The following is a 20,150-nucleotide window of genomic DNA, read 5'->3' as shown; positions in this document are numbered from 1 at the left end:
AATAAGGGGAAAAAAGCAATCATGGATCAGGAAAAAAATAATGCGAATGGGAAATCACGTCGGCCGATTGTATACATAAAAAGAACAATCATTCTCGTCTTACTATTTTCACTTGTATATTTCATGTATACAAAAATTGTTACGCATAATAAGAAAGAAGAAACTTTAAAAGCGGCAGAAATGAAGAAGCAAGAAGAGCTAAAAAAGAAAGAAGAAAAAAAGAAGCAAGAAGCACAAAAACAAAAAGAGCAGGAAGAACAAGTGAAGCAAGCACAAGCTGCAGAACAGCCTGCTGAGGGACCACCTCAAGAAATTAATGAAAACGCTCAATTAGATCAATATTTACAAAACATAGGATTTAGCGGGACAGCGGTTATTGTGAAGAACGGAAAAGTTCTTGTGAATAAAGGATATGGTATGGCGAATAAAGAGAAACAAGTACCGAATAATTCAGAGACAACTTTTTATATTGGTTCTATTTCAAAGGCGTTTGTAGCGACTGCTATTATGCAATTAAAAGATCAACATAAATTAAATGTAGAGGATACGATTGCGAAGTATATTCCAGATTTCCCTCAAGGTAATAGTATTCAGTTAAAACATTTATTAACACATACATCAGGAATTCCGGAGTACGAGCAGGGAACAGAGGATATTTCTCATGAAGAATTGATAAAACGAATAGGAAAGCAAAAGCGCATTGGAAGTCCAGGAGAGAAATGGAAGTATTCCGATTCTAACTATTCGATACTTGCCTATATTGCTGAGAAGGTAAGCGGACAACCGTTAGAAGAGTATATTAAACAACATATTTTTGCACCTGCTGGTATGAAACATTCTGGTTTTGGTAGAGAGCTAGAACAAACAAGATTTCCATCGACAGGTTATAAAATAGTAAATAACAATATGACAACACCTAATATTCCAAGTATGTCACAACTATATGGTTGTGGTGATATATATACAAGTGCACATGATTTATATTTATTTAATGAAGCACTTTTCTCTGGAAAGTTAATTTCAAAAGAAAGCTACGATCAAATGTTTACAGGCGGAAAAAAAGATTACGGGTTTGGATGGTACGTAGACCCGGGAAGTTATTCGAATCACGGTGTAATGCCAGGCTGGAATTGCTTGAATGGATTTAGTAAAAACGGAAGTGTGTATGTCGTTTTATTATCTAACATTCAAAATAATATTAAATCGTTTGGTAAAGTGAACAACGATATTTATACGATTTTGCGAAATATTGAAGTGTAAGAGACTATCCTTTTGGATAGTCTTTTTTTTGCTTAGACCATATTGTTTCGATGAAAAATGTATGTCTTACCTATCACAAAAAGAGTCTGCTTTGTGTACATTAAGATGTATGGATATATTTTTATAATTTAAAAATAATAGGAGGAGAAGTGTATGTGTCTGTTCGGTAAGTATTGGAAAAAGTTATCGAGATTGTTTAATAGACAATTAGATTATTTTTTAGATAATAAGTTATTGCCTGCTGTAGAACGACTTTTATTTTCACAAAACTTCGCGAGATTTATTCAAAGAAACTCTAAGCAAGCTACGGAAGAATTTATTGAATCAAGTAAATTTCAATCTATTATTTGTAACATTTTAAAAGAATGTAATACATCACCTTTTAAAGAAATTGCAGAGCAGTATTTGGGTAAAAACGTAGAAATTACAGTGACAGTTGGACAGTTAACGGGTGTTATTGTAGCAGTTGGTGATGATTTCTTAATACTACAAGAAGGAATAGGAACAGAAGTGTTATTACCGTTTGCAAGTATTATATCAATTAAAGAAGCGTAAGAAAGGAGATTTATATATGTTATTTACTGATGAATTACGTAACCATGTTGGTGAACTAGTGCAAGTTGTGACAGCTGTAGAAATCATTGCGGGCGTTCTTTTATCTGTGACGGATGGGGCAGTAATTATTCGTACTTCTCCTTCTTATGGACCACCAGAAGATGTAGCTGTACGTATTCCTATTATTGCTTATGTTCGCTTGGAAGGGTAAGAGTGATACAAGTATGAGAGTGTCAGTTGTGATTCCAGTGCATAATGAAGCAAGTACTTTATCAAAAGTTTTAGTAGAAGTAAGGAAGTTGGAACCATATGAAATTATCATAGTAGATAATGGATCGACAGATGGTACGAAAGAAATAGCGCTACAGCATAATTGTCGTGTGATTTATTATAGATATTCTCTTGGTAATGATGTGGGACGGGCAATTGGTGCTAGAGAAGCAAAAGGTGAAATTGTTTTATTTTTAGATGGCGATATCGTCATGAAAAGTGAAGAATTATACAATTTTATTAAAGGAATACAGCAAGGACATGAGATTGTTTTAAATAATTTAACATGGTCCGTTTATTTGAAGATGAGACCGCATTATACGACGGTTGGAAAATATATGTTAAACCGTTATTTGAACAAAAAAGAGTTTGTTGTAGGATCTTTAATTGCGATACCACATGCGATAAGTCGTGAAGTGATTGAAAAACTAGGGTGGTGGAATTTAGCGGACCCAGCACTATTTCAAGCGATGGCGATGTCTAGAGGAGTAGATATTTCTGATATGGCTTCAGTTGATGTCATTTACACAAATAAAGTTCGTCCTGTCCATACGGGCACATCACCTGATTCTCCTTATCCGAAAGCGACTAGTCGTATTATGGGTGATCATTTGCGAGCTTTACAATACGTAATCGAAACATACGGTAATCGCGGTGGTTTTTCAGAGGGCAATAAAGATAGGGAGTTTGTAGGAAAGTATAAACCAGTTTTATTGCAAAAGAAAAAAGCGAAATATAGTGCCATTATCCCAGTATCAGAAGAGAAAACAACTATAAGGTCTGTTATACAGGAAGTGAAAAAAGCAGGTGTAGATGAAATTATAGTTGTTGCGAATGGAGCTGCCGTAAAGACCATTAAACAAGTAAAGCTAGAGAATGTTATTGTTGTTGAGTTGGAGGAAGCGCTTGGGCATAATGTAGCACGGGCGATAGGGGCCATGTATGCTACGGCAGATATTTATTTATTTGTTGATAGTGATTTTGTTATTCCAGCAACAAATTTAATTCTATTTTTGAGCGCTATTGAAGATGGAAGTGATGTGGCATTAAATGATTTACAGTGTTTATTAGATACGTTTCATCCAGCAGATCCAATTAGCATGGGAAAATATTTTGTGAATTTGATAGCGAAACGACCAGATTTATGGAATAACTCATTAACAGCAGTACCACACGCTATGCATAAAAAAGTAATAGAGAAAATTGGTTATGATTCTCTTGTGATTCCTCCATTAGCTCAGATAAAAGCTATTTTAGAAGGATTCTCTATTACAGCAGTAGAGTTAGTAGATGTTATAAAAACAAATCGAGTACGTCCAGAGCAACACGAATTTGTAAATGGGCGTATTTCAGCATTTGATCGTATTTTCGGTGATCAAATTGAGGCGATTGCGTATTTATTACAATGTACGGACGAACGCGGTGGCTTTACGGATGGAGATAGAGATAGAGATATCATTCAACAATTGAGAAGGGAAGAAGAGAATACAAATGAATAGTAGTAAAGTAGCTATTATTGGCTTAGGGTATGTTGGCCTTCCTTTAGCAGTCCATTTTGCAGAGAGAGGGCATACAGTACTTGGGTTAGATAAAGATATTAGAAAAATAGAATCAATTATAAAAGGAGAAAGTTATATTCCGGACGTTTCTTCTAAAGAGTTACAAAGTTTATTGATGAAAAAAAAATTAATAGTGAACACACCGGATCAAGGCATTGCTGATTTTCAAAATAGTGATTATGTTATTGTTACTGTCCCGACTCCAATTAATGAACAAAGAGAACCAGACTTAAGTGCCCTCATTTCAGCCTCACATTATATACAACAAAACCTTCAAAAAGGACAAACCTTCATTTTTGAAAGCTCCACATATCCAGGTACACTCGAGGAAGTTATTATTCCTATTATTTCTCAAACAGGTAAAAAGGCAGGAGAAGATTTCTATATCGGATATTCCCCTGAGAGAATTGATCCAGCAAATAGTCAATATTCAGTTCAAACGATTCCAAAAGTTATTAGTGGACAAACAGAAAAGTGTAAACAAAAAGTACAGGCTTTGTATAGCACTATTTTTGATGTAGTTGTTCCAGTTAGTTCTCCGAAAGTAGCGGAGATGTGTAAGCTATTCGAAAACATTCAGCGCCTAGTTAATATTTCGTTAGTCAATGAGCTAAACACACTATGTGAAAGTTTAGGAATTGATTTTTATGAGGCGCTTGAAGCGGCATCTACAAAACCATTTGGATTTACTCCATATTGGCCAGGTCCAGGGATAGGAGGACACTGTATTCCAGTAGACCCTTTATATTTTCAATGGAGAATAAAAAAGAATGGTGCAATAAGTCAATTGATTGAAGCAGCGCATGTAATTAATGAAGAAATGCCAGAGAAAATGGTCCAGAAAGTAAAAGGTGTGGTGCAACCACCTGCAACGGTTTTAATTGTAGGGATTGCATATAAGAAAGATGTAAATGACTTAAGAGAATCACCAGCGTTGCCAATTATTGAATTGTTAATAAAAGAAGGATACGAGATAGAATATCACGATCCATATATTTCTTCGGCAAAATTTGGAGATAAGGTGTACCAATCTGTTTCTTTAAATGAACAAGCCGTTAACCAAGCGAGTTGTATTTTAATTTTAACGGATCATTCTAATATTGATTGGAAGCTTTTTAAAGGAATAAAGCGAGTAGTAGATACACGTGGGATTGTAAAGAAGGTGAGTAAATGAGTAAGAAATGTTTAATTACAGGCGGAGCAGGATTTATTGGATCCCATTTAGCTGAAGAGTTGGTGGGAAGAGGTTATAATGTCACGATTGTTGATAACTTCTATAAAGGGAAAAATAAATATCATGATGAGTTAATGAAAGAAATTCGGGTTATTCCAATAAGTGTCTTAGACAAAAATTCTATTTATGAACTCGTAAACCAACATGATGTTGTGTTTCATTTAGCAGCAATTTTAGGTGTGAAAACGACAATGGAAAAGAGTATAGAACTAATTGAAACGAATTTTGATGGAACGAGAAACATTTTACAAGCAGCGCTAAAAGGAAAAAAGAAAGTAGTTTTTGCGTCTACTTCAGAAGTATATGGTAAGGCAAAGCCACCCTTCTCTGAAGAAGGAGATCGATTATACGGTGCAACTTCTAAAATACGTTGGAGTTATGCAATTTGTAAAACGTTAGAAGAAACATTATGTTTAGGATACGCTTTAGAAGGTTTACCTGTAACGATTGTTCGTTATTTTAATATTTATGGTCCACGAGCGAAAGATGGTCCGTATGCAGGGGTAATCCCGCGATTTATTAGTGCGGCCCTGCAGGGAGAAGACATTCTCGTATATGGAGATGGAGAGCAAACACGTTGCTTTACGTATGTAAGTGATGCGGTAGAGGCAACGATTCGGGCAATGGATGAGAAGGTAAATGGTGAGATTATTAATATAGGTTCTGAGAATGAAAAAAGTATAAAAGAAGTAGCAGAGGTCATTAAAAAATTAACGGATTCTTCTTCAAAGATTGTGCAAGTACCTTTTGAAGAAGTATATCCACATGGTTTTGAAGAAATTCCAAATAGAAGACCAGACGTAACAAAATTAAAAGATCTTGTTCAATTTCAGGCGAAAGTAACGTGGGAAGACGGATTGAAGGAAACAATTAAGTGGTTTCGTGAAGAAGACAATGGCTAAGTCATTATCTGTTATTATTCCTGCATGTAATGAAATCGATACGATTTCAGACGTTATTCAATCGGTAAAAGGATTAAATCCATTAGAGATTATTGTAGTAGCAAATGGTTGTACTGATGGTACAGAAACAGTTGCTGAGCATTTAGGATGTAAAGTACTGCGGTATACAGAAAAGCTTGGAAATGATGTTGGACGTGCAGCTGGTGCCAAAGAAGCTATAGGTGATGTACTACTATTTATAGATGGCGATTTTGCTATTCAAACTTCAAAATTACAGTTATTTCTTAATCCGATTTTATACAATCAGGCAGATGTAGTTTTAAATAATTTGGACGCATTATTTTTAAAAAGGCAAAAACCTAATTCTATTACAGTATGGCGCCAAATATTAAATTCAATATTAGAGCGTGAAGAGTTAAAAATTGATTCTTTATTAGCTGTACCTCATGCGTTGACGAAAGAAGTTGTTCAAAGTATTGGATATGAATGTTTTGTTAATCCTATTCTCGCTCATTTACGTCTAGTTCAAGGCAAATGGAGAATTAGTCGACATTGTGCAATTGACGTTATTACGCCAAATAAATTTCGGCCGACAGAGCATGCTGCGTATGGCACAGATCTTTCTCCTTCTGAAAAACGGATGATAGGTGACCATATAGAAGCTGTAGCAGAGCGAATAGTAGGTAGCGATGAGCGCGGAGGGTATTGTGATGGAAATAGGAAAAGAGATAGTGTCTATCATACTTTAGATTTTGAAGATTTTTATCAAGGATGGGGCGTTACATCTAATTTGTATAAGGGAAAGCAATTATCGGTCATTATTCCTGTACAAGATGAAGAGAAAACAATTGGAAACGTTATAGAAGAGCTTCGCAAGATTGAACCTTTTGAAATTATCGTTGTTGTAAATGGTTCGTCCGATCAAACGGCGACAATTGCAAAAGACAAGGGAGCAACGACAATTGTATATAAAGAAGCACTTGGAAATGATGTGGGGCGCTCACTTGGAACGTATTTTGCAAAAGGAGAAATTGTGTTATTTATAGACGGCGATTTTGTTATTCCAGCGAGCGAGCTATATCCTTTTGCGAAAGCCATTGCAGATGGGACAGATGTTGCATTAAATGATCTAAATCATTATTTGGATTTAAGAGTACCGCTTCATCTTGTAACTGCATTTAAATATGCATTAAATTTAGCTTGTGATAGAAAAGATCTAGGCGTAGGCTCACTTATCGCTGTACCGAATGCGTTTAGCCGTAAGTGTTTGAAACAAATTGGGTATAGATCTTTATTGGCGCCGTGTGTAGCCCAAGTGAAAGCTATTCTTTCAGGATTTGAAGTTGCATGTGTAAGTCGTGTTGAGGTCGATAAGATGAACCGTATTCGTCCCAGTGAACATTTTGCTAAAATAGGTCATCCACCAGCTGTACTTCGAATTATAGGTGACCATATAGAAGGATTAGAGCAATTAATTGGATTAACAGGCAGTCGTGGTGGATTCCATGATGGAAATAGAAAAAGAGATATTTTATAGGTAACAAAAAAGTGTACAACATATGTACACTTTTTTGTTCTGTTATAAAAACTATAACAGATTAGGAGATAAGAGTATTACAGCTCTACAATGGGTATTGTTTTTATATTACAAAATAGGACTCGTATATAAGAATACCAAAAAAATACAATTAAAGAAAGGGTTAATTTTAAAGACTTTAAAATGAAGTTAACACTATGTATATAGTAGTTTGCTCAATATTTCACAAACATGTCACAACTATTTCGTTCACTTTCGTAAAAAAGTAGTATTCTAAGTGTGTAAGCTGTTATATAAAAAATCTTAGTCCTGTACTAATCAAAAATGGAGGAGATTAGGATGACTCAAGTATTAGAAAATGTTAAAAACGCATGGGAAAACTTTAAAGGTGAAAAATGGAAAGCAGAGATTGATGTTCGCGATTTCATTTTAAATAATGTAAACGTTTACGAGGGAGATGAATCTTTCTTAGCGGGAGCAACTGAAGCAACGAAACAACTTTGGGATCAAGTAATGGATTTAACAACGAAAGAACGTGAAAACGGTGGCGTTCTTGATATGGATACAAAAATTGTTTCTTCTATTACATCACATGAACCAGGATATTTAAATAAAGAGACTGAAAAAGTAGTCGGTTTCCAAACTGATAAACCATTTAAACGTTCTTTACAGCCATATGGTGGTATTCGTATGGCGGAACAAGCTTGTGAATCTTATGGATACGAAATGGATAAAGAACTTAGTCGTATTTTTAGAGATTGGAGAAAAACTCATAACCAAGGTGTATTTGATGCTTATACACCAGAAATGAGAGCTGCTCGTAAATCAGGTGTTATTACTGGTCTTCCAGATGCATACGGACGTGGACGTATTATCGGTGACTACCGCCGCGTAGCATTATATGGAGTAGATCATTTAATTGAAGCGAAGAAAGCAGATTTAAATTTAACTGGCGGTGTAATGAGTGAAGATACAATGCGTTTACGCGAAGAATTATCTGAGCAAATACGTGCACTTCAAGAGTTAAAACAAATGGCTGCTTCTCATGGATTTGATATTTCTAAGCCAGCAACAAATGCTCAAGAAGCATTCCAATGGTTATACTTTGCATATCTTGCAGCAATTAAAGAGCAAAACGGAGCTGCAATGAGTCTTGGACGTACTTCTACATTCTTAGATATTTATATTGAAAGAGATTTAGCAAATGGTACTTTAACAGAAGAAGACGTACAAGAAATTGTGGATCACTTCATTATGAAATTACGTCTTGTGAAATTTGCCAGAACACCTGATTATAATGAGTTATTCTCTGGTGACCCAACTTGGGTAACTGAGTCTATCGGTGGTATGGCATTAGATGGTCGTCCATTAGTAACAAAGAACTCATTCCGTTTCTTGCATACATTAGATAATTTAGGACCAGCTCCAGAACCAAACTTAACAGTTCTTTGGTCTAAACAATTACCACAGAACTTTAAAAACTACTGTGCGAAAATGTCTATTAAAACATCAGCAATTCAATATGAAAATGATGACATTATGCGTGCTGACTACGGCGATGACTACGGAATTGCTTGTTGTGTATCTGCAATGAGAATCGGTAAACAAATGCAATTCTTTGGCGCACGTGCAAACTTAGCAAAAGCATTGCTATATGCGATTAACGGTGGTAAAGATGAAAAATCTAAAGCGCAAGTTGGTCCTGAGTATGCACCGATTACTTCTGAAGTATTAGATTATGAAGAAGTTATGCATAAGTTTGATATGACAATGGAATGGTTAGCGGGTCTATATTTAAACACATTAAATGTTATTCACTACATGCACGATAAATATAGCTACGAACGTATTGAAATGGCACTTCATGATACAAATGTTCTTCGTACAATGGCAACAGGTATCGCGGGTCTATCTGTAGTAGCAGATTCTTTAAGTGCAATTAAATATGCAAAAGTAAAACCAATTCGCGATGAAAACGGAATCGCAGTTGACTTTGAAATTGAAGGAGATTTCCCTAAATACGGTAACAATGATGACCGTGTAGATGAAATTGCTGTAAATCTTGTGAAAACATTTATGAATAAACTTCGTAAACATAAAACATACAGAAATTCTGTTCATACAATGTCAATCTTAACAATCACATCTAACGTTGTATACGGTAAGAAAACTGGTAACACTCCAGATGGTCGCCGTACTGGAGAACCATTTGCACCAGGTGCGAACCCAATGCATGGACGTGATACAAAAGGTGCGCTAGCTTCATTATTATCTGTAGCTAAATTACCATATGAAGATGCACAAGATGGTATTTCTAATACATTCTCTATTATTCCAAAAGCACTTGGTAAAGAGGATGAAGTACAAGTACGTAACTTAGTATCAATGCTTGATGGTTATGCAGTAAAAGAAGGACATCACTTAAATATTAACGTATTTAACCGTGAAACATTAATGGATGCAATGGAACATCCTGAGAAATATCCACAATTAACAATTCGCGTATCTGGTTACGCTGTAAACTTTATTAAATTAACTCGTGAACAACAAATCGATGTAATTAACCGTACAATGCATGAAAGCATGTAAATGAAAAAAGTGTCCCTCTGCATTTTATAAACAGCAGAGGGAGGCTGTTTCAATAAAGGAGGAAGTAACATGGTAAAAGGAAGAATTCATTCTGTAGAGTCTTGTGGTACTGTTGATGGCCCAGGAATTCGTTATGTCATATTTACACAAGGGTGTTTATTACGTTGTCAATATTGTCATAATGCTGATACGTGGGAGATCGGTAAAGGAAAAGAAATAACAGTCGAAGAAGTAATGCAGGATGTGACATGTTACCTTCCTTTTATTGAAGCTTCCGGAGGCGGTATAACAGTTAGTGGTGGGGAGCCATTATTACAGCTAGATTTCTTAATTGAATTATTTAAGAAATGTAAGGAAATTGGAATTCATACAACAATTGATTCTTCGGGTGGGTGTTATTCTGAAGAAACAGAATTCCAAAATAAGCTAGACATTTTAATGGAGTACACAGATTTAGTTTTATTGGATTTGAAACATATTGATTCAAAGAAACATCGTAAATTAACAGGAAAACCAAATGAACATATTTTACAATTTGCTCGTTATTTATCGGATAAAAATAAACCGATTTGGGTACGACATGTATTAGTTCCTGGTGTTACTGATAATGAAGAGGATCTACAAAAGTTATCTAGCTTTATTCAAAGTCTGTCTAATGTTCAAAAAATTGAAGTGTTACCATATCATAAGCTTGGTGTATATAAATGGGAGGCACTTGGACATAAGTATCCACTTGCGAATGTAGAACCACCTACTGAAAAAAATGTAGAACAAGCAAGACATATTTTACAAGCAGTCTAATCCAAATATTGGATTAGACTTTTTGCTTTCTTTACAATAAAACCTAGAGTATATATAGAGAAAAGAGTATACTAAAAATAGAATATCCATATTTTTGTAAGGAATAAGTGGAGAAATTTACATAATTGTAAAGGGAAATCAAAATAGTAAAAAGAATTAAGAAGTAAAAGAGTGAGTATCATGGAATAGAGAACATTTGTAAGTTATTGCGAAAGCTCTTATAGGAAAGTATAATGTAAAGATATGAGCACAGATAGGATTAAGGGGTCAATCTTATATGCTTTGCATATCCACGACAGGTACATAGCTGAAAGAGAAATATTAGAGTCTGTTTATGTAATTTTTAAGGAAAATGTTTTTCCTATTGTCGTATATGCAATATGGAGAAACAATAAGCTAGGAGTGGATTTGTTTGATAAAAAACCCCAAGGTTTTAATATTAACTGCACATTACGGTAACGGTCATGTGCAAGTAGCGAAAACATTAGAACAAACATTTCGCCAAAAAGGAATTAAAGATGTAATTGTATGCGATTTGTTCGGAGAATCACATCCGGTTATAACCGATATTACAAAATATTTATATTTAAAAAGTTATACAATAGGAAAAGAATTATATCGCTTGTTTTATTATGGCGTAGAAAAAATTTATGATAAAAAAATAGCATCTTGGTATGCGAATTTTGGAAGAAAACGCTTGAAATTACTTTTACAAGCAGAGAAACCGGATATTGTTATTAATACCTTTCCGATTATAGCTGTACCAGAATTAAAAAAGCAAACAGGTATTTCAATTCCTGTGTATAACGTATTAACGGATTTTTGTGTGCACAAAATATGGATTCATCGGGAAGTAGATCGTTATTTTGTAGCAACTGATCACGTAAAAAAAGTTATGGTTGATATCGGTGTGCCTGCGGAGCAAATTGTTGAAACCGGAATTCCGATTCGTAGTAGTTTTGAGTTAAAGATCAATCCAGACATTATATATAATAAATATCAGTTATGTAAGAATAAAAAGATTTTACTAATTGTAGCAGGTGCTCATGGGGTATTAGGAAGTGTAAAAGAACTATGCCAATCATTTATGTCAGTACCTGATTTACAAGTAGTTGTCGTTTGTGGGAAAAATGAAGCATTAAAACAGGATTTGGTAGGGGTACAGGAAACAAATCCTGATGCATTAAAAGTATTTGGTTATGTTGAAAATATTGATGAACTATTCCGCGTTACTTCTTGTATGATTACAAAGCCAGGCGGTATTACGTTAAGTGAGGCGGCAGCATTGCAAGTACCTGTCATTTTATATAAGCCTGTTCCAGGACAAGAAAATGAAAATGCGATGTACTTTGAAAGAAAAGGAGCTGCAGTTGTCATTCGTGATGATAGTGAGGTTTTTGCAAAAACAGAGGCGTTATTACAAGACGATATGAAGCTTCTTCAAATGAAAGAAGCGATGAAAAGCATTTATCGTCCGGAGCCAGCTGATCATATTGTGGATACAATTTTGGCAGAAAATCATGTAGAACCGAATCATATACCTATTAAATCACCTGCACTTGCACAATCATTTACTTAATATGAAACCCTCTTTTGTATGTTTAAAGAGGGTTCTTTATTGTTCTCTAAGATAAAGACTTATCCACATGAAGATTGCGTTTTCATTAAACAGTAAAGTCGGAATATTAACAACTATATCCACATTATCCACAATTTTTAGAAAAATATCCACAATTCTAACATTTAATGTACGTTGCAATATATAAACTTGTGAAAGGTTTGGTGAATTTATGCACAATTCCATAAATTATGTGGATAACGTTATCCACATAAAAAAAGGTTCCTTATTTATAAGGAACCTTTTTTCTACTCTATCACGTAGAAAAAATATGTAATGAGAATGAATAATTAGGGGGGAGAACTTCTAATTATTCATTCTCACTTTAAATACTTTTCGAGCGATAACCCGCTGCGCGATCTGCTTTACGAAATTCTCGTTGGTAGAGAACTTCTTGTGTACTAGATAACGCGTTTTTTGTTTTGTCACGTTTCTTTTTATCCATTACAAATCACCTCGTGTCTGAAAGTTACTATCTATCGTTTCCAAAGACATGGGGTGATATACGTATATATCAAAATGTTAATGGTTAATTATTATTTCTGAAAATTTAGATTATGCTTCTTTTAAGTGATGTGCATCTTGGAACGTTGTATCGCGCATTGTAGCAAGTGTATATTGATCTTTTGGAATTTCATATAAGTTATATACTTCTTCATTCGCATTAATTTCATCATAAACAGCTTTTCTTGTTTCATTTGCTAGATTTACATATTGTAATTTCTCTGCAGCTTTAATAGAACGAATATTTATTTTGCGAATACGCATAAAGATTGTTTCAATATCTAGCTCGTAGAAAAGTTCGCTAAAAAATGAATCTTTTGCCAATTTATTGTAGCCTTTTCCATGATAAGGTTTGCCAAGCCATGTTCCAAGGAATCCAGCTTTTTCTTGCACATCAAATAAAGTAATTGTTCCGATAGGGTTACCCCATTCATCTAAAATTGTGCGTGAAATTAATTCCCCACGCTCTTCAGCTTCAATCGTTTGTTTCGTTAAAAATAAATATTCCTCATAAGAATAAGCCTTTTGACGCACAAAAGGGAAGACAGCTGGATCCACCATTAACTCGTATAGAACGTGGCTGTCGTGTAAGTCGCGTTTTTTTAACATACTAACTCCTCCTCACACGAGGGTAGCATGACGAAAAAACACCCCACCCTCGAAATTTTTATATCAATCTTTAAAAAATTTCGGGGTGGGAATCGAACCCACTAGAACCAGTTTCTAACGCTGGTGGCGCACCATTTGCCTTCCCCATTCATCAATTTGAAAATGATAATCACGACACAAATTGATTATGGTTTCATTCAGTTTATAATCGTATAATACTTTATCTAGTCAAAAAAATAAACTAGTTTTTTTTATTTTTTTTGTAAATTATTTTTCCATCAATCATAGTTAGTACAGGCTTGGCTAAATAATGGAAAGGATGATGGGTCCACAGCACAAGATCAGCGTCTTTTCCGACCTCAATGCTTCCAATTCTATCCTCTAAACGTAAATTTCGTGCTGGAAATATAGTGATTCCTTCTAGTGCAGTTTTTTCGTCTAATCCTTCCCTTACAGCAACAGCAGCACAAAGATTTAAATATTGAATGGGTGTATAGGGGTGATCTGTTGTGATGGAAACTTCCACTCCATTTTTCGATAATATATGGTAAGTATCCCATGTTTTGTTTTTAAGTTCAATTTTAGAACGGCGTGTAAGCGTGGGGCCAACTGAAACTTTCAAATTGTGCTTCGAAAGTTCCTCAATAATAAAGTGTCCTTCTGTACAATGTTCAATACGTAAATCGAGATTGAACTCTGTTGCAAAACGTAGAGCAGAACTAATATCATCTGCTCGGTGAGCGTGGATACGTACGGGTATTTCGCGGCGTAATGCTTTTAAAATAGGAAGCATTCGAAAATCAGCTTCATGCCCGTAGTGTTGTGCTTCATAAAATGATTCCCGAAGTAATCCCATAATTCCCATACGCGTAATGGACTCTTTTGTTCCATTACTATGGACTTTTTTAGGATTTTCGCCAAAGGCAATCTTTAAGCCAGCAGGTTCTTGAATAATCATATGATCAATACAAGTTCCGGCTGTTTTTATTACACAAGTCGTACCACCAATAATGTTTTGACTTCCTGGCATAACGTGAACAGTTGTAATTCCATTTTGTACAGCATCTTGAAATGCAATATCCAAAGGGTGGATTCCGTCTAAAGAACGGATATGTGGTGTTGAAACTTCAGATGTTTCATTTGCATCATTGCCAGCCCAACCAGTACCTTCATCGTAGAGACCAAGATGAGTATGGACATCAATAAATCCAGGTAAAAGATGAAGAGCACGTGCATCTATAACTGTCATATCTTGAGTAGGTTGAATGAAAGGCTTGACCTCAGCAATTTTTTCTCCTATAACGAGTACATCCCCTTGAAATTTTTGGGATGTAATAGGATAGACCATGGCTTGTTTGAGCAATATTTTCATAGGTACCTCATTTCTGTTACTTTATAATGTTAATGGAATGTAAGGAAAAGTAACTGAACGATTATTTGTGTAATAATGCTCCGGATTCTAGGAAATGAAAATTTTGGAAGTAACCCCTGTAAAACTATGTTTTAGAAGTACTACATTGTATGCGAAAGTATATTTTGTAATGCATGGTCTATTGTTGGAAATGTGTATTGATACCCATGCTCAATTACTTTACTAGGTAATACATGTTGTCCTTCTAGTACAAGTATGCTCATCTCACCTAATAAAGCATGAAGCATAAATGAAGGGACAGGTAACCAATGAGGTTTTTTCATTATAGTTGCAATGGTTTCTCCAAATTCCTTCATTCTTATAGGCTCTGGAGCTGTAATGTTGAGCGGGCCATCAATTTCTTTTTTGTGTATGATGAAATCAATCATGGAAGCGACATCGTCTATATGAATCCATGATAACCATTGCTTTCCAGATCCAACTGTACCTCCGATATAGAATTGATAGGGAAGTAGCATTTTGGGAAGGGCTCCTCCGTCTGGACCTAATATGACTCCGAATCGTGCATAGATTGTTCGTATTCCGAGAGAGCGTGCTTTAGATGCTTCTTGTTCCCATGAATATACTGTATTTGCTAAAAAGTCATTTCCGGGAGTCACATGCTGTTCTGTAAAAGACTCGGTTTCAGACGTTCCATAGTATCCAATTGCACTCGCGTTAATAAATGTATGTGGTTTTGCAGGGAGTGCCTGCAATTGTTTAATGAGTCCTTTTGTTGTTTGAATTCTACTGTTTAAAATGATTTTCTTTTGTTTCTTTGTCCATCTACTATTAATAGACTCTCCAGCTAGATTAATAACTACATCAATAGAAGAGAGAGGGAAGGTTTGTAAATCTGGTGTCCATTGCACATACTGAAGGTTAGGGTGAGAAGTTTCAGTAGTTTTTTTTCTTGTGAGAATGTAAACCGTATATCCTTTTTGAATAAAAAAAGTAGAAAGGTATGTGCCGATAAAGCCGGTACCACCAGAAATTGCGATTTTCACAATTATTTCCTCCTCATTATATATATTCTTGAAAAGCAAAAACGTTCCTCGACTATGTTAAAATAATAGAGAGGTGAGAGTATGGCTGTCATTACAAAAATAGAAGTGCAAAAACGATCGAAAGAACGGTTTAATATTTATATCGATAAAGGTCAAGGTGAAGAATACGGATTTAGTGTGAACGAAGTAATCTTAATAAAGCACGGATTACAAAAGGGCTTAGAAATTGATGAAATAGCGTTAGGAAATATTTTGTACAATGAAGAGGTACAAAAAGCATATTTACAAGCAATCTCCTATTTATCCTATCAAATGAGAACGAAACTAGAAATAGAAGATTTCTTACGAAAAAAAGAAGTGGGACAAGCCATCATCTCTGAAGTCGTTTCGAAATTATTACATGACCGATATATTAATGATAAAGAGTATGCTATTTTATATACGAGAACGCAAAGTAATGTGAATCGAAAAGGTCCAACGGTTATTAAAAGAGAGTTGTTAAATAAAGGTGTTCAGGATCTAATTATTATGCATAGTTTACAAGAATATACGAAGGAAAAGCAAATTGAGAATGCTTTAATTCTTATAGAAAAGAAGAAAAAGTCTTATCAAAAGCATTCCTTTTTACAAATGAAACTAAAGTTAGATGAAATGCTTGTTCGTAAAGGATATTCTAGAGATGTGATTCAAATTTGTTTGGAAGAATTGAAAGACGAAAAAGATGACGAAAAGCAACAAGAAGCGTTACACTATCATGGGAACAAATACTATGAGAAATATAAGAAGTATGATGGATGGACGTTTGAAAATAAGATGAAACAAGCGTTATATCGTAAAGGATTCTCTATTGATGAGATAGAGATATTTTTGCAAATGAAACGTGAAGAGGGATGAGGGAATAAAATGAATATGCCAAAACGCTACAGTGAAATGACACCATATGAGCTAAGGGAAGAAATTGGGGTTTTGAAAGAGCAAGCAATAAAAGCTGAGCAACTTGGAATTGTAAATGAGTTCGATGTATTAATGCGAAAGATAGCAATGGCTCGTGCTTATATGACTGACATAAATAAATTCCATATTGGTGAGACGTATGAATTAGTAGAAGAACCTGGTATATTATTTGAAATTACGTATTTCAATGGGGTATTTGCTTGGGGACATAAGCAAAATGATAATGAAGAGATTGGAATACCGATTTCTTTATTACAAGAAAAATAAAAACCAGAGAGTGAATATCTCTCTGGTTTTCATCTTTGGTAGGCGTTACAGGAGATAGGAGATTCTAAAATTGGCGTTTTTTACATTCATTCGCCAATATAATGAGAGACTGGGTTTGTTGCGTCTGTCCGTTAACTTGCGCTTTTGCATGTTTCGGACGAGTCCACGTATGGTTAAATAATTCAGAACGACTATCTAAGCGATCACGGTAGCTCATCTTTATCACCTCGTGTAGGAAGTTGAAGTTAAATTACTTTGTACTACTCTTCCTGCTGATTTGCAGCACGCATACGTTCTTGTGGGTGCGTGTTAATTGTGCCGTTAGGTCGCTTCGAAGCGAAGCGTGATTTCGCTTTCGGTTGACCGTCGATTTTGCTGTTGTTTTTTGACTCAGACCAAAATTCGGCTTGTTTACCCATTGCGAACGCCCTCCTCATCATCAGTTGATACCTCTTGAAGAAGTATCAATTATAGAATGTGCAAAATAGAAGAAACTATCCTTTAGAAATGAAGGGATAATTAGGTAAAGGAGATTAGAACATGAATGATATTTATGAAGCATTAACGAAAGAACTATTAGAGAAAAATGACAAACTTTCTTATGCACAAGCTCGTGCGTGGGTTGAATTACTGTGGGAAGATTTTCAAACAACTTATGCGAAATCAGGTCGTTATCAAGGAGAAGAAATGACTGAACAAGTGGTGCGATCATGGATTAATAATCATGGAGGACGCCTTCATGAAATGCGTACAAATAATCCGAAATATAGCCATCTAATCAATCAAGAAGATCATTTGAAACATTAAAAAAAGCGACTTAAGTCGCTTTTTTTAATGTGGAAGTAACTCCAGTTTTTTTCGAAGTTTTTCTTCACTAAAAATCCATCCTGTATAGGAACTAATAATATTTAAATTATGATCGAGTTGAACGATTGCAACGAATGGATAATAATCTTTACTGCGATATCGCAAATCAATGAATCGAACTTCATAATAATGATCATAATCGAAAATATCCCAGCGATACACAGGAGAGAAAGATAAAAACGCTGAGATGTTTTCATCTTGTTTAGCTGCGCGCATAATAGCATTATCTGGGAACGGTACCCGATCGAACTTGTCATATATCATGATATTACCACGGTGCCATCTCGCAACGTAGTAATAATCAGCCGTAACGACTGCTAAATGGTAATGATAAAATCGGTAAGAAGGAGAAATGATAATCTTTTCGACATTTTTGAAACGTTTGTGTACAACGCTTCTTATATTTCTGTGCATCATAATCCGTCCGATGTAGTAAATAATCATTAATATATACGCTGCTAAGGCAGTATACCCTTTATGGGAACCTACGAGCATACAAGCAATTGCGAGTATATGGATAAAGAAAATGACGGTATCAAATGTATTAATGATGCCGAGTGCTACCCATTTTTTTGTGAAGGGCCGTAATGCTTGTGTACCGTAGGCATTGAAAATATCTACAAAGACGTGAAGAAAGACCGCAATAAATGACCAAAGTAGTAGATGAAGATATGGAGCGTCTGAAAAGAAGGCGAAAGAGATGCCACTTATAAGGAACGACCAAAGAATTACTGCAGGAATGGAATGAGTAATCCCGCGATGATTTCTTATATATTTAGCGTTATTACGCAATTTTAAAACTGTATCGATGTCAGGAATATTGGAACCAGCAATTGTAGCAAGCATAACAGCTTGAGGACCAATATCACTTTGTGCTATGGCTGGATCTAACGTGGCCAAACTGCCTAGAGTAACGCCCATAACAAGGTGAGTGGCTGTGTCCATAGAAATCCACCTCCGTTTTTTATTAATGTAACTCTTTTTATTCGATACCTCAAGTCCTTTGCCTTCTATTTCCTATGTCATCTTACTTAAATTTTTTCCTAAAATCTTTATAATAGTACTTATATGCAAAAAAATGAGGGGGATCAAGTTTGACACTTGAAATATTAAATAACTTTAACATAGAGCAGTTTCAAAATGATTTAATTGGTTGGTTTGAAAAAGAGCAACGTGACTTACCGTGGCGTAAAAATAAAGATCCATACCGCGTTTGGGTTTCAGAAATTATGTTGCAGCAAACGAGGGTAGAAGCTGTAAAACCATATTACGCGAATTTTATGGGGAAGTTTCCTACTCTAGAAGCTTTGGCCAATGCTGATGATGAAGAAGTGTTAAAAGCATGGGAAGGTTTAGGGTATTATTCTAGAGCGCGAAATTTACATGCGGCTGTAAAAGAAGTAAAAGAAGTATATGGCGGGATTGTGCCAAGTGATGTAAAGAAGATTGAGAAATTAAAAGGAGTCGGCCCCTATACAAAAGGTGCTATTTTAAGTATCGCATATGGCATACCAGAGCCGGCAGTTGACGGAAATGTTATGCGTGTATTGTCTCGTATTTTATCAGTATGGGATGACATTGCAAAACCGAAAACTAGAAAAGTGTTTGAAGAGATTGTGCGTGAAATTATTTCGGCTGAAAATCCATCTTATTTTAATCAAGGTTTGATGGAATTAGGAGCACTGATTTGTATTCCTAAAAATCCAGCATGCTTACTTTGTCCTGTTCGTGAGCATTGCAGGGGATATGCTGAAGGTGTTCAAAAGGAATTACCAGTAAAAAGTAAAGCGAAAGCTCCTACGATGGTACCGATTGTTGCAGGAGTACTTCAAACGGAAGATGGTCGTTACGTCATTAATAAACGTCCAAGTACCGGTTTATTAGCTAATATGTGGGAGTTTCCGAATGTTGAACTTGGCGAAGGGATTCGTAATCAGAAGGAACAGCTTATAGATTATATGAAGGAAAAATTTGAGCTTTCGATTTCTATTGAAGAATACGCAATGAATGTACAACATACGTTTACACATCGTACTTGGGATATATTCGTATTTTATGGAAAAGTAACTGGTGATATTGTTGAAACAGATACATTGAAATTTGTATCGAAAGAAGCATTTGAGCAGTTACCTTTCTCTAAATCGCATCGTACGATTTATGAGAATTGTGTTGAGAAAATTACAATGCAATAAACAAAAAAAGTGTT

General features: G+C 35.2%; 21 protein-coding genes. 14 read left to right on the top strand and 7 right to left on the bottom strand.

Annotation, left to right across the window (positions count from 1 at the left end; genetic code table 11):
• Nucleotides 1–21: 21 nt before the first annotated feature.
• From AC0L0O_RS25270 to AC0L0O_RS25225, 10 genes are all read left to right on the top strand, one after another.
• The gene (locus tag AC0L0O_RS25270) at nucleotides 22–1,260 is read left to right on the top strand and encodes a serine hydrolase domain-containing protein (protein ID WP_000371836.1); all 1,239 of its coding nucleotides are present in this window, start codon (nucleotides 22–24) and stop codon (nucleotides 1,258–1,260) included.
• Nucleotides 1,261–1,413: 153 nt separating this feature from the next.
• Entirely contained in the window at nucleotides 1,414–1,815 is a 402-nt protein-coding gene (locus AC0L0O_RS25265; protein WP_000335516.1) for an LSm family protein, read from the top strand.
• Between the two features lie 16 nt (nucleotides 1,816–1,831).
• A complete protein-coding gene (locus tag AC0L0O_RS25260; protein WP_000899467.1) occupies nucleotides 1,832–2,026 on the top strand; it encodes an LSm family protein in 195 nt (64 codons plus the stop codon).
• A 13-nt stretch (nucleotides 2,027–2,039) separates the two neighbouring features.
• A complete protein-coding gene (locus AC0L0O_RS25255) occupies nucleotides 2,040–3,584 on the top strand; it encodes a glycosyltransferase family 2 protein (protein WP_428889615.1) in 1,545 nt (514 codons plus the stop codon).
• Nucleotides 3,577–4,818, top strand: a complete 1,242-nt coding sequence (locus AC0L0O_RS25250) for a nucleotide sugar dehydrogenase (RefSeq protein WP_001088935.1) — start codon at nucleotides 3,577–3,579, stop codon at nucleotides 4,816–4,818. Before AC0L0O_RS25255 ends, AC0L0O_RS25250 begins: the two co-directional genes overlap by 8 nt.
• Nucleotides 4,815–5,780 carry an NAD-dependent epimerase/dehydratase family protein gene (locus AC0L0O_RS25245; RefSeq protein WP_000037028.1) on the top strand — a complete coding sequence of 322 codons (966 nt, stop codon included), beginning with the start codon at nucleotides 4,815–4,817 and terminating at the stop codon, nucleotides 5,778–5,780. Before AC0L0O_RS25250 ends, AC0L0O_RS25245 begins: the two co-directional genes overlap by 4 nt.
• Nucleotides 5,773–7,317 carry a glycosyltransferase family 2 protein gene (locus AC0L0O_RS25240; RefSeq protein ID WP_001130002.1) on the top strand — a complete coding sequence of 515 codons (1,545 nt, stop codon included), beginning with the start codon at nucleotides 5,773–5,775 and terminating at the stop codon, nucleotides 7,315–7,317. Before AC0L0O_RS25245 ends, AC0L0O_RS25240 begins: the two co-directional genes overlap by 8 nt.
• A gap of 339 nt (nucleotides 7,318–7,656) precedes the next feature.
• Nucleotides 7,657–9,906 (top strand): formate C-acetyltransferase, encoded by a 2,250-nt coding sequence (gene pflB / locus AC0L0O_RS25235; protein WP_000195483.1) that lies wholly within the window; start codon nucleotides 7,657–7,659, stop codon nucleotides 9,904–9,906.
• A gap of 69 nt (nucleotides 9,907–9,975) precedes the next feature.
• Nucleotides 9,976–10,707, top strand: a complete 732-nt coding sequence (gene pflA, locus AC0L0O_RS25230; protein ID WP_000238480.1) for a pyruvate formate-lyase-activating protein — start codon at nucleotides 9,976–9,978, stop codon at nucleotides 10,705–10,707.
• A 412-nt stretch (nucleotides 10,708–11,119) separates the two neighbouring features.
• Nucleotides 11,120–12,286 (top strand): diglucosyl diacylglycerol synthase, encoded by a 1,167-nt coding sequence (locus AC0L0O_RS25225; protein WP_000594708.1) that lies wholly within the window; start codon nucleotides 11,120–11,122, stop codon nucleotides 12,284–12,286.
• 364 nt (nucleotides 12,287–12,650) lie between these two features.
• Here AC0L0O_RS25225 and AC0L0O_RS25220 read toward each other — a convergent pair whose 3' ends face one another.
• The 4 genes from AC0L0O_RS25220 to AC0L0O_RS25205 all read right to left on the bottom strand — a co-directional run bounded on the left by AC0L0O_RS25220 (nucleotide 12,651) and on the right by AC0L0O_RS25205 (nucleotide 15,856).
• A complete protein-coding gene (locus AC0L0O_RS25220) occupies nucleotides 12,651–12,770 on the bottom strand; it encodes a YfhE family protein (protein ID WP_000358485.1) in 120 nt (39 codons plus the stop codon).
• A gap of 110 nt (nucleotides 12,771–12,880) precedes the next feature.
• Nucleotides 12,881–13,438, bottom strand: coding sequence for a GNAT family N-acetyltransferase (locus AC0L0O_RS25215; protein ID WP_000914736.1), 558 nt, complete (start codon nucleotides 13,436–13,438; stop codon nucleotides 12,881–12,883).
• Between the two features lie 241 nt (nucleotides 13,439–13,679).
• The gene (locus tag AC0L0O_RS25210) at nucleotides 13,680–14,810 is read right to left on the bottom strand and encodes an amidohydrolase (protein WP_000698322.1); all 1,131 of its coding nucleotides are present in this window, start codon (nucleotides 14,808–14,810) and stop codon (nucleotides 13,680–13,682) included.
• Nucleotides 14,811–14,950: 140 nt separating this feature from the next.
• Nucleotides 14,951–15,856 (bottom strand): TIGR01777 family oxidoreductase, encoded by a 906-nt coding sequence (locus AC0L0O_RS25205; protein WP_000684410.1) that lies wholly within the window; start codon nucleotides 15,854–15,856, stop codon nucleotides 14,951–14,953.
• A gap of 81 nt (nucleotides 15,857–15,937) precedes the next feature.
• Between AC0L0O_RS25205 and recX the strand changes: the two genes are divergently transcribed.
• Together recX and AC0L0O_RS25195 are read left to right on the top strand one after the other, a co-directional pair.
• On the top strand, nucleotides 15,938–16,750 hold the full coding sequence (gene recX / locus AC0L0O_RS25200) for a recombination regulator RecX (RefSeq protein WP_000268518.1): 813 nt from the start codon (nucleotides 15,938–15,940) through the stop codon (nucleotides 16,748–16,750).
• Nucleotides 16,751–16,759: 9 nt separating this feature from the next.
• Nucleotides 16,760–17,077: a YfhH family protein gene (locus AC0L0O_RS25195; RefSeq protein WP_001057035.1), complete on the top strand. Its 318-nt coding sequence runs from the start codon at nucleotides 16,760–16,762 to the stop codon at nucleotides 17,075–17,077.
• A gap of 64 nt (nucleotides 17,078–17,141) precedes the next feature.
• Here the strand turns inward: AC0L0O_RS25195 and AC0L0O_RS25190 are convergent, their stop codons facing one another.
• A complete protein-coding gene (locus AC0L0O_RS25190; RefSeq protein ID WP_000122093.1) occupies nucleotides 17,142–17,294 on the bottom strand; it encodes a YpzG family protein in 153 nt (50 codons plus the stop codon).
• 43 nt (nucleotides 17,295–17,337) lie between these two features.
• Complete coding sequence (locus AC0L0O_RS25185; protein WP_000517891.1) at nucleotides 17,338–17,496, bottom strand: small, acid-soluble spore protein K; 159 nt, start codon at nucleotides 17,494–17,496, stop codon at nucleotides 17,338–17,340.
• A 121-nt stretch (nucleotides 17,497–17,617) separates the two neighbouring features.
• Here AC0L0O_RS25185 and AC0L0O_RS25180 point away from each other — a divergent pair, with 121 nt between their 5' ends.
• The gene (locus AC0L0O_RS25180; protein WP_000998162.1) at nucleotides 17,618–17,884 is read left to right on the top strand and encodes a YfhJ family protein; all 267 of its coding nucleotides are present in this window, start codon (nucleotides 17,618–17,620) and stop codon (nucleotides 17,882–17,884) included.
• Nucleotides 17,885–17,908: 24 nt separating this feature from the next.
• On the opposite strand, the gene AC0L0O_RS25175 is transcribed toward AC0L0O_RS25180, so the two are convergent.
• Nucleotides 17,909–18,889: a metal-dependent hydrolase gene (locus tag AC0L0O_RS25175; RefSeq protein ID WP_000379125.1), complete on the bottom strand. Its 981-nt coding sequence runs from the start codon at nucleotides 18,887–18,889 to the stop codon at nucleotides 17,909–17,911.
• A gap of 149 nt (nucleotides 18,890–19,038) precedes the next feature.
• Between AC0L0O_RS25175 and mutY the strand changes: the two genes are divergently transcribed.
• Nucleotides 19,039–20,136 carry an A/G-specific adenine glycosylase gene (gene mutY / locus AC0L0O_RS25170; protein WP_000171407.1) on the top strand — a complete coding sequence of 366 codons (1,098 nt, stop codon included), beginning with the start codon at nucleotides 19,039–19,041 and terminating at the stop codon, nucleotides 20,134–20,136.
• Nucleotides 20,137–20,150 lie beyond the last annotated feature (14 nt).

It is taken from the genome of Bacillus sp. GS3m_15504, from assembly GCF_055825275.1.
The sequence above is the reverse complement of the archived record's forward strand: the minus strand, read 5'-3'. Positions and strand labels throughout refer to the sequence as shown.

Coding starts and splice junctions, on each gene's coding strand:
- AC0L0O_RS25220 (WP_000358485.1), bottom strand. CDS start 12,770: ATGGATAAAAAGAAACGTGACAAAACAAAAAACGCGTTATCTAGTACA.
- AC0L0O_RS25215 (WP_000914736.1), bottom strand. CDS start 13,438: ATGTTAAAAAAACGCGACTTACACGACAGCCACGTTCTATACGAGTTA.
- AC0L0O_RS25255 (WP_428889615.1), top strand. CDS start 2,040: ATGAGAGTGTCAGTTGTGATTCCAGTGCATAATGAAGCAAGTACTTTA.
- AC0L0O_RS25210 (WP_000698322.1), bottom strand. CDS start 14,810: ATGAAAATATTGCTCAAACAAGCCATGGTCTATCCTATTACATCCCAA.
- AC0L0O_RS25185 (WP_000517891.1), bottom strand. CDS start 17,496: ATGGGTAAACAAGCCGAATTTTGGTCTGAGTCAAAAAACAACAGCAAA.
- AC0L0O_RS25180 (WP_000998162.1), top strand. CDS start 17,618: ATGAATGATATTTATGAAGCATTAACGAAAGAACTATTAGAGAAAAAT.
- pflB (WP_000195483.1), top strand. CDS start 7,657: ATGACTCAAGTATTAGAAAATGTTAAAAACGCATGGGAAAACTTTAAA.
- recX (WP_000268518.1), top strand. CDS start 15,938: ATGGCTGTCATTACAAAAATAGAAGTGCAAAAACGATCGAAAGAACGG.
- AC0L0O_RS25175 (WP_000379125.1), bottom strand. CDS start 18,889: ATGGACACAGCCACTCACCTTGTTATGGGCGTTACTCTAGGCAGTTTG.
- AC0L0O_RS25240 (WP_001130002.1), top strand. CDS start 5,773: ATGGCTAAGTCATTATCTGTTATTATTCCTGCATGTAATGAAATCGAT.
- AC0L0O_RS25265 (WP_000335516.1), top strand. CDS start 1,414: ATGTGTCTGTTCGGTAAGTATTGGAAAAAGTTATCGAGATTGTTTAAT.
- pflA (WP_000238480.1), top strand. CDS start 9,976: ATGGTAAAAGGAAGAATTCATTCTGTAGAGTCTTGTGGTACTGTTGAT.
- AC0L0O_RS25260 (WP_000899467.1), top strand. CDS start 1,832: ATGTTATTTACTGATGAATTACGTAACCATGTTGGTGAACTAGTGCAA.
- AC0L0O_RS25195 (WP_001057035.1), top strand. CDS start 16,760: ATGAATATGCCAAAACGCTACAGTGAAATGACACCATATGAGCTAAGG.
- AC0L0O_RS25245 (WP_000037028.1), top strand. CDS start 4,815: ATGAGTAAGAAATGTTTAATTACAGGCGGAGCAGGATTTATTGGATCC.
- AC0L0O_RS25270 (WP_000371836.1), top strand. CDS start 22: ATGGATCAGGAAAAAAATAATGCGAATGGGAAATCACGTCGGCCGATT.
- AC0L0O_RS25250 (WP_001088935.1), top strand. CDS start 3,577: ATGAATAGTAGTAAAGTAGCTATTATTGGCTTAGGGTATGTTGGCCTT.
- AC0L0O_RS25190 (WP_000122093.1), bottom strand. CDS start 17,294: ATGAGCTACCGTGATCGCTTAGATAGTCGTTCTGAATTATTTAACCAT.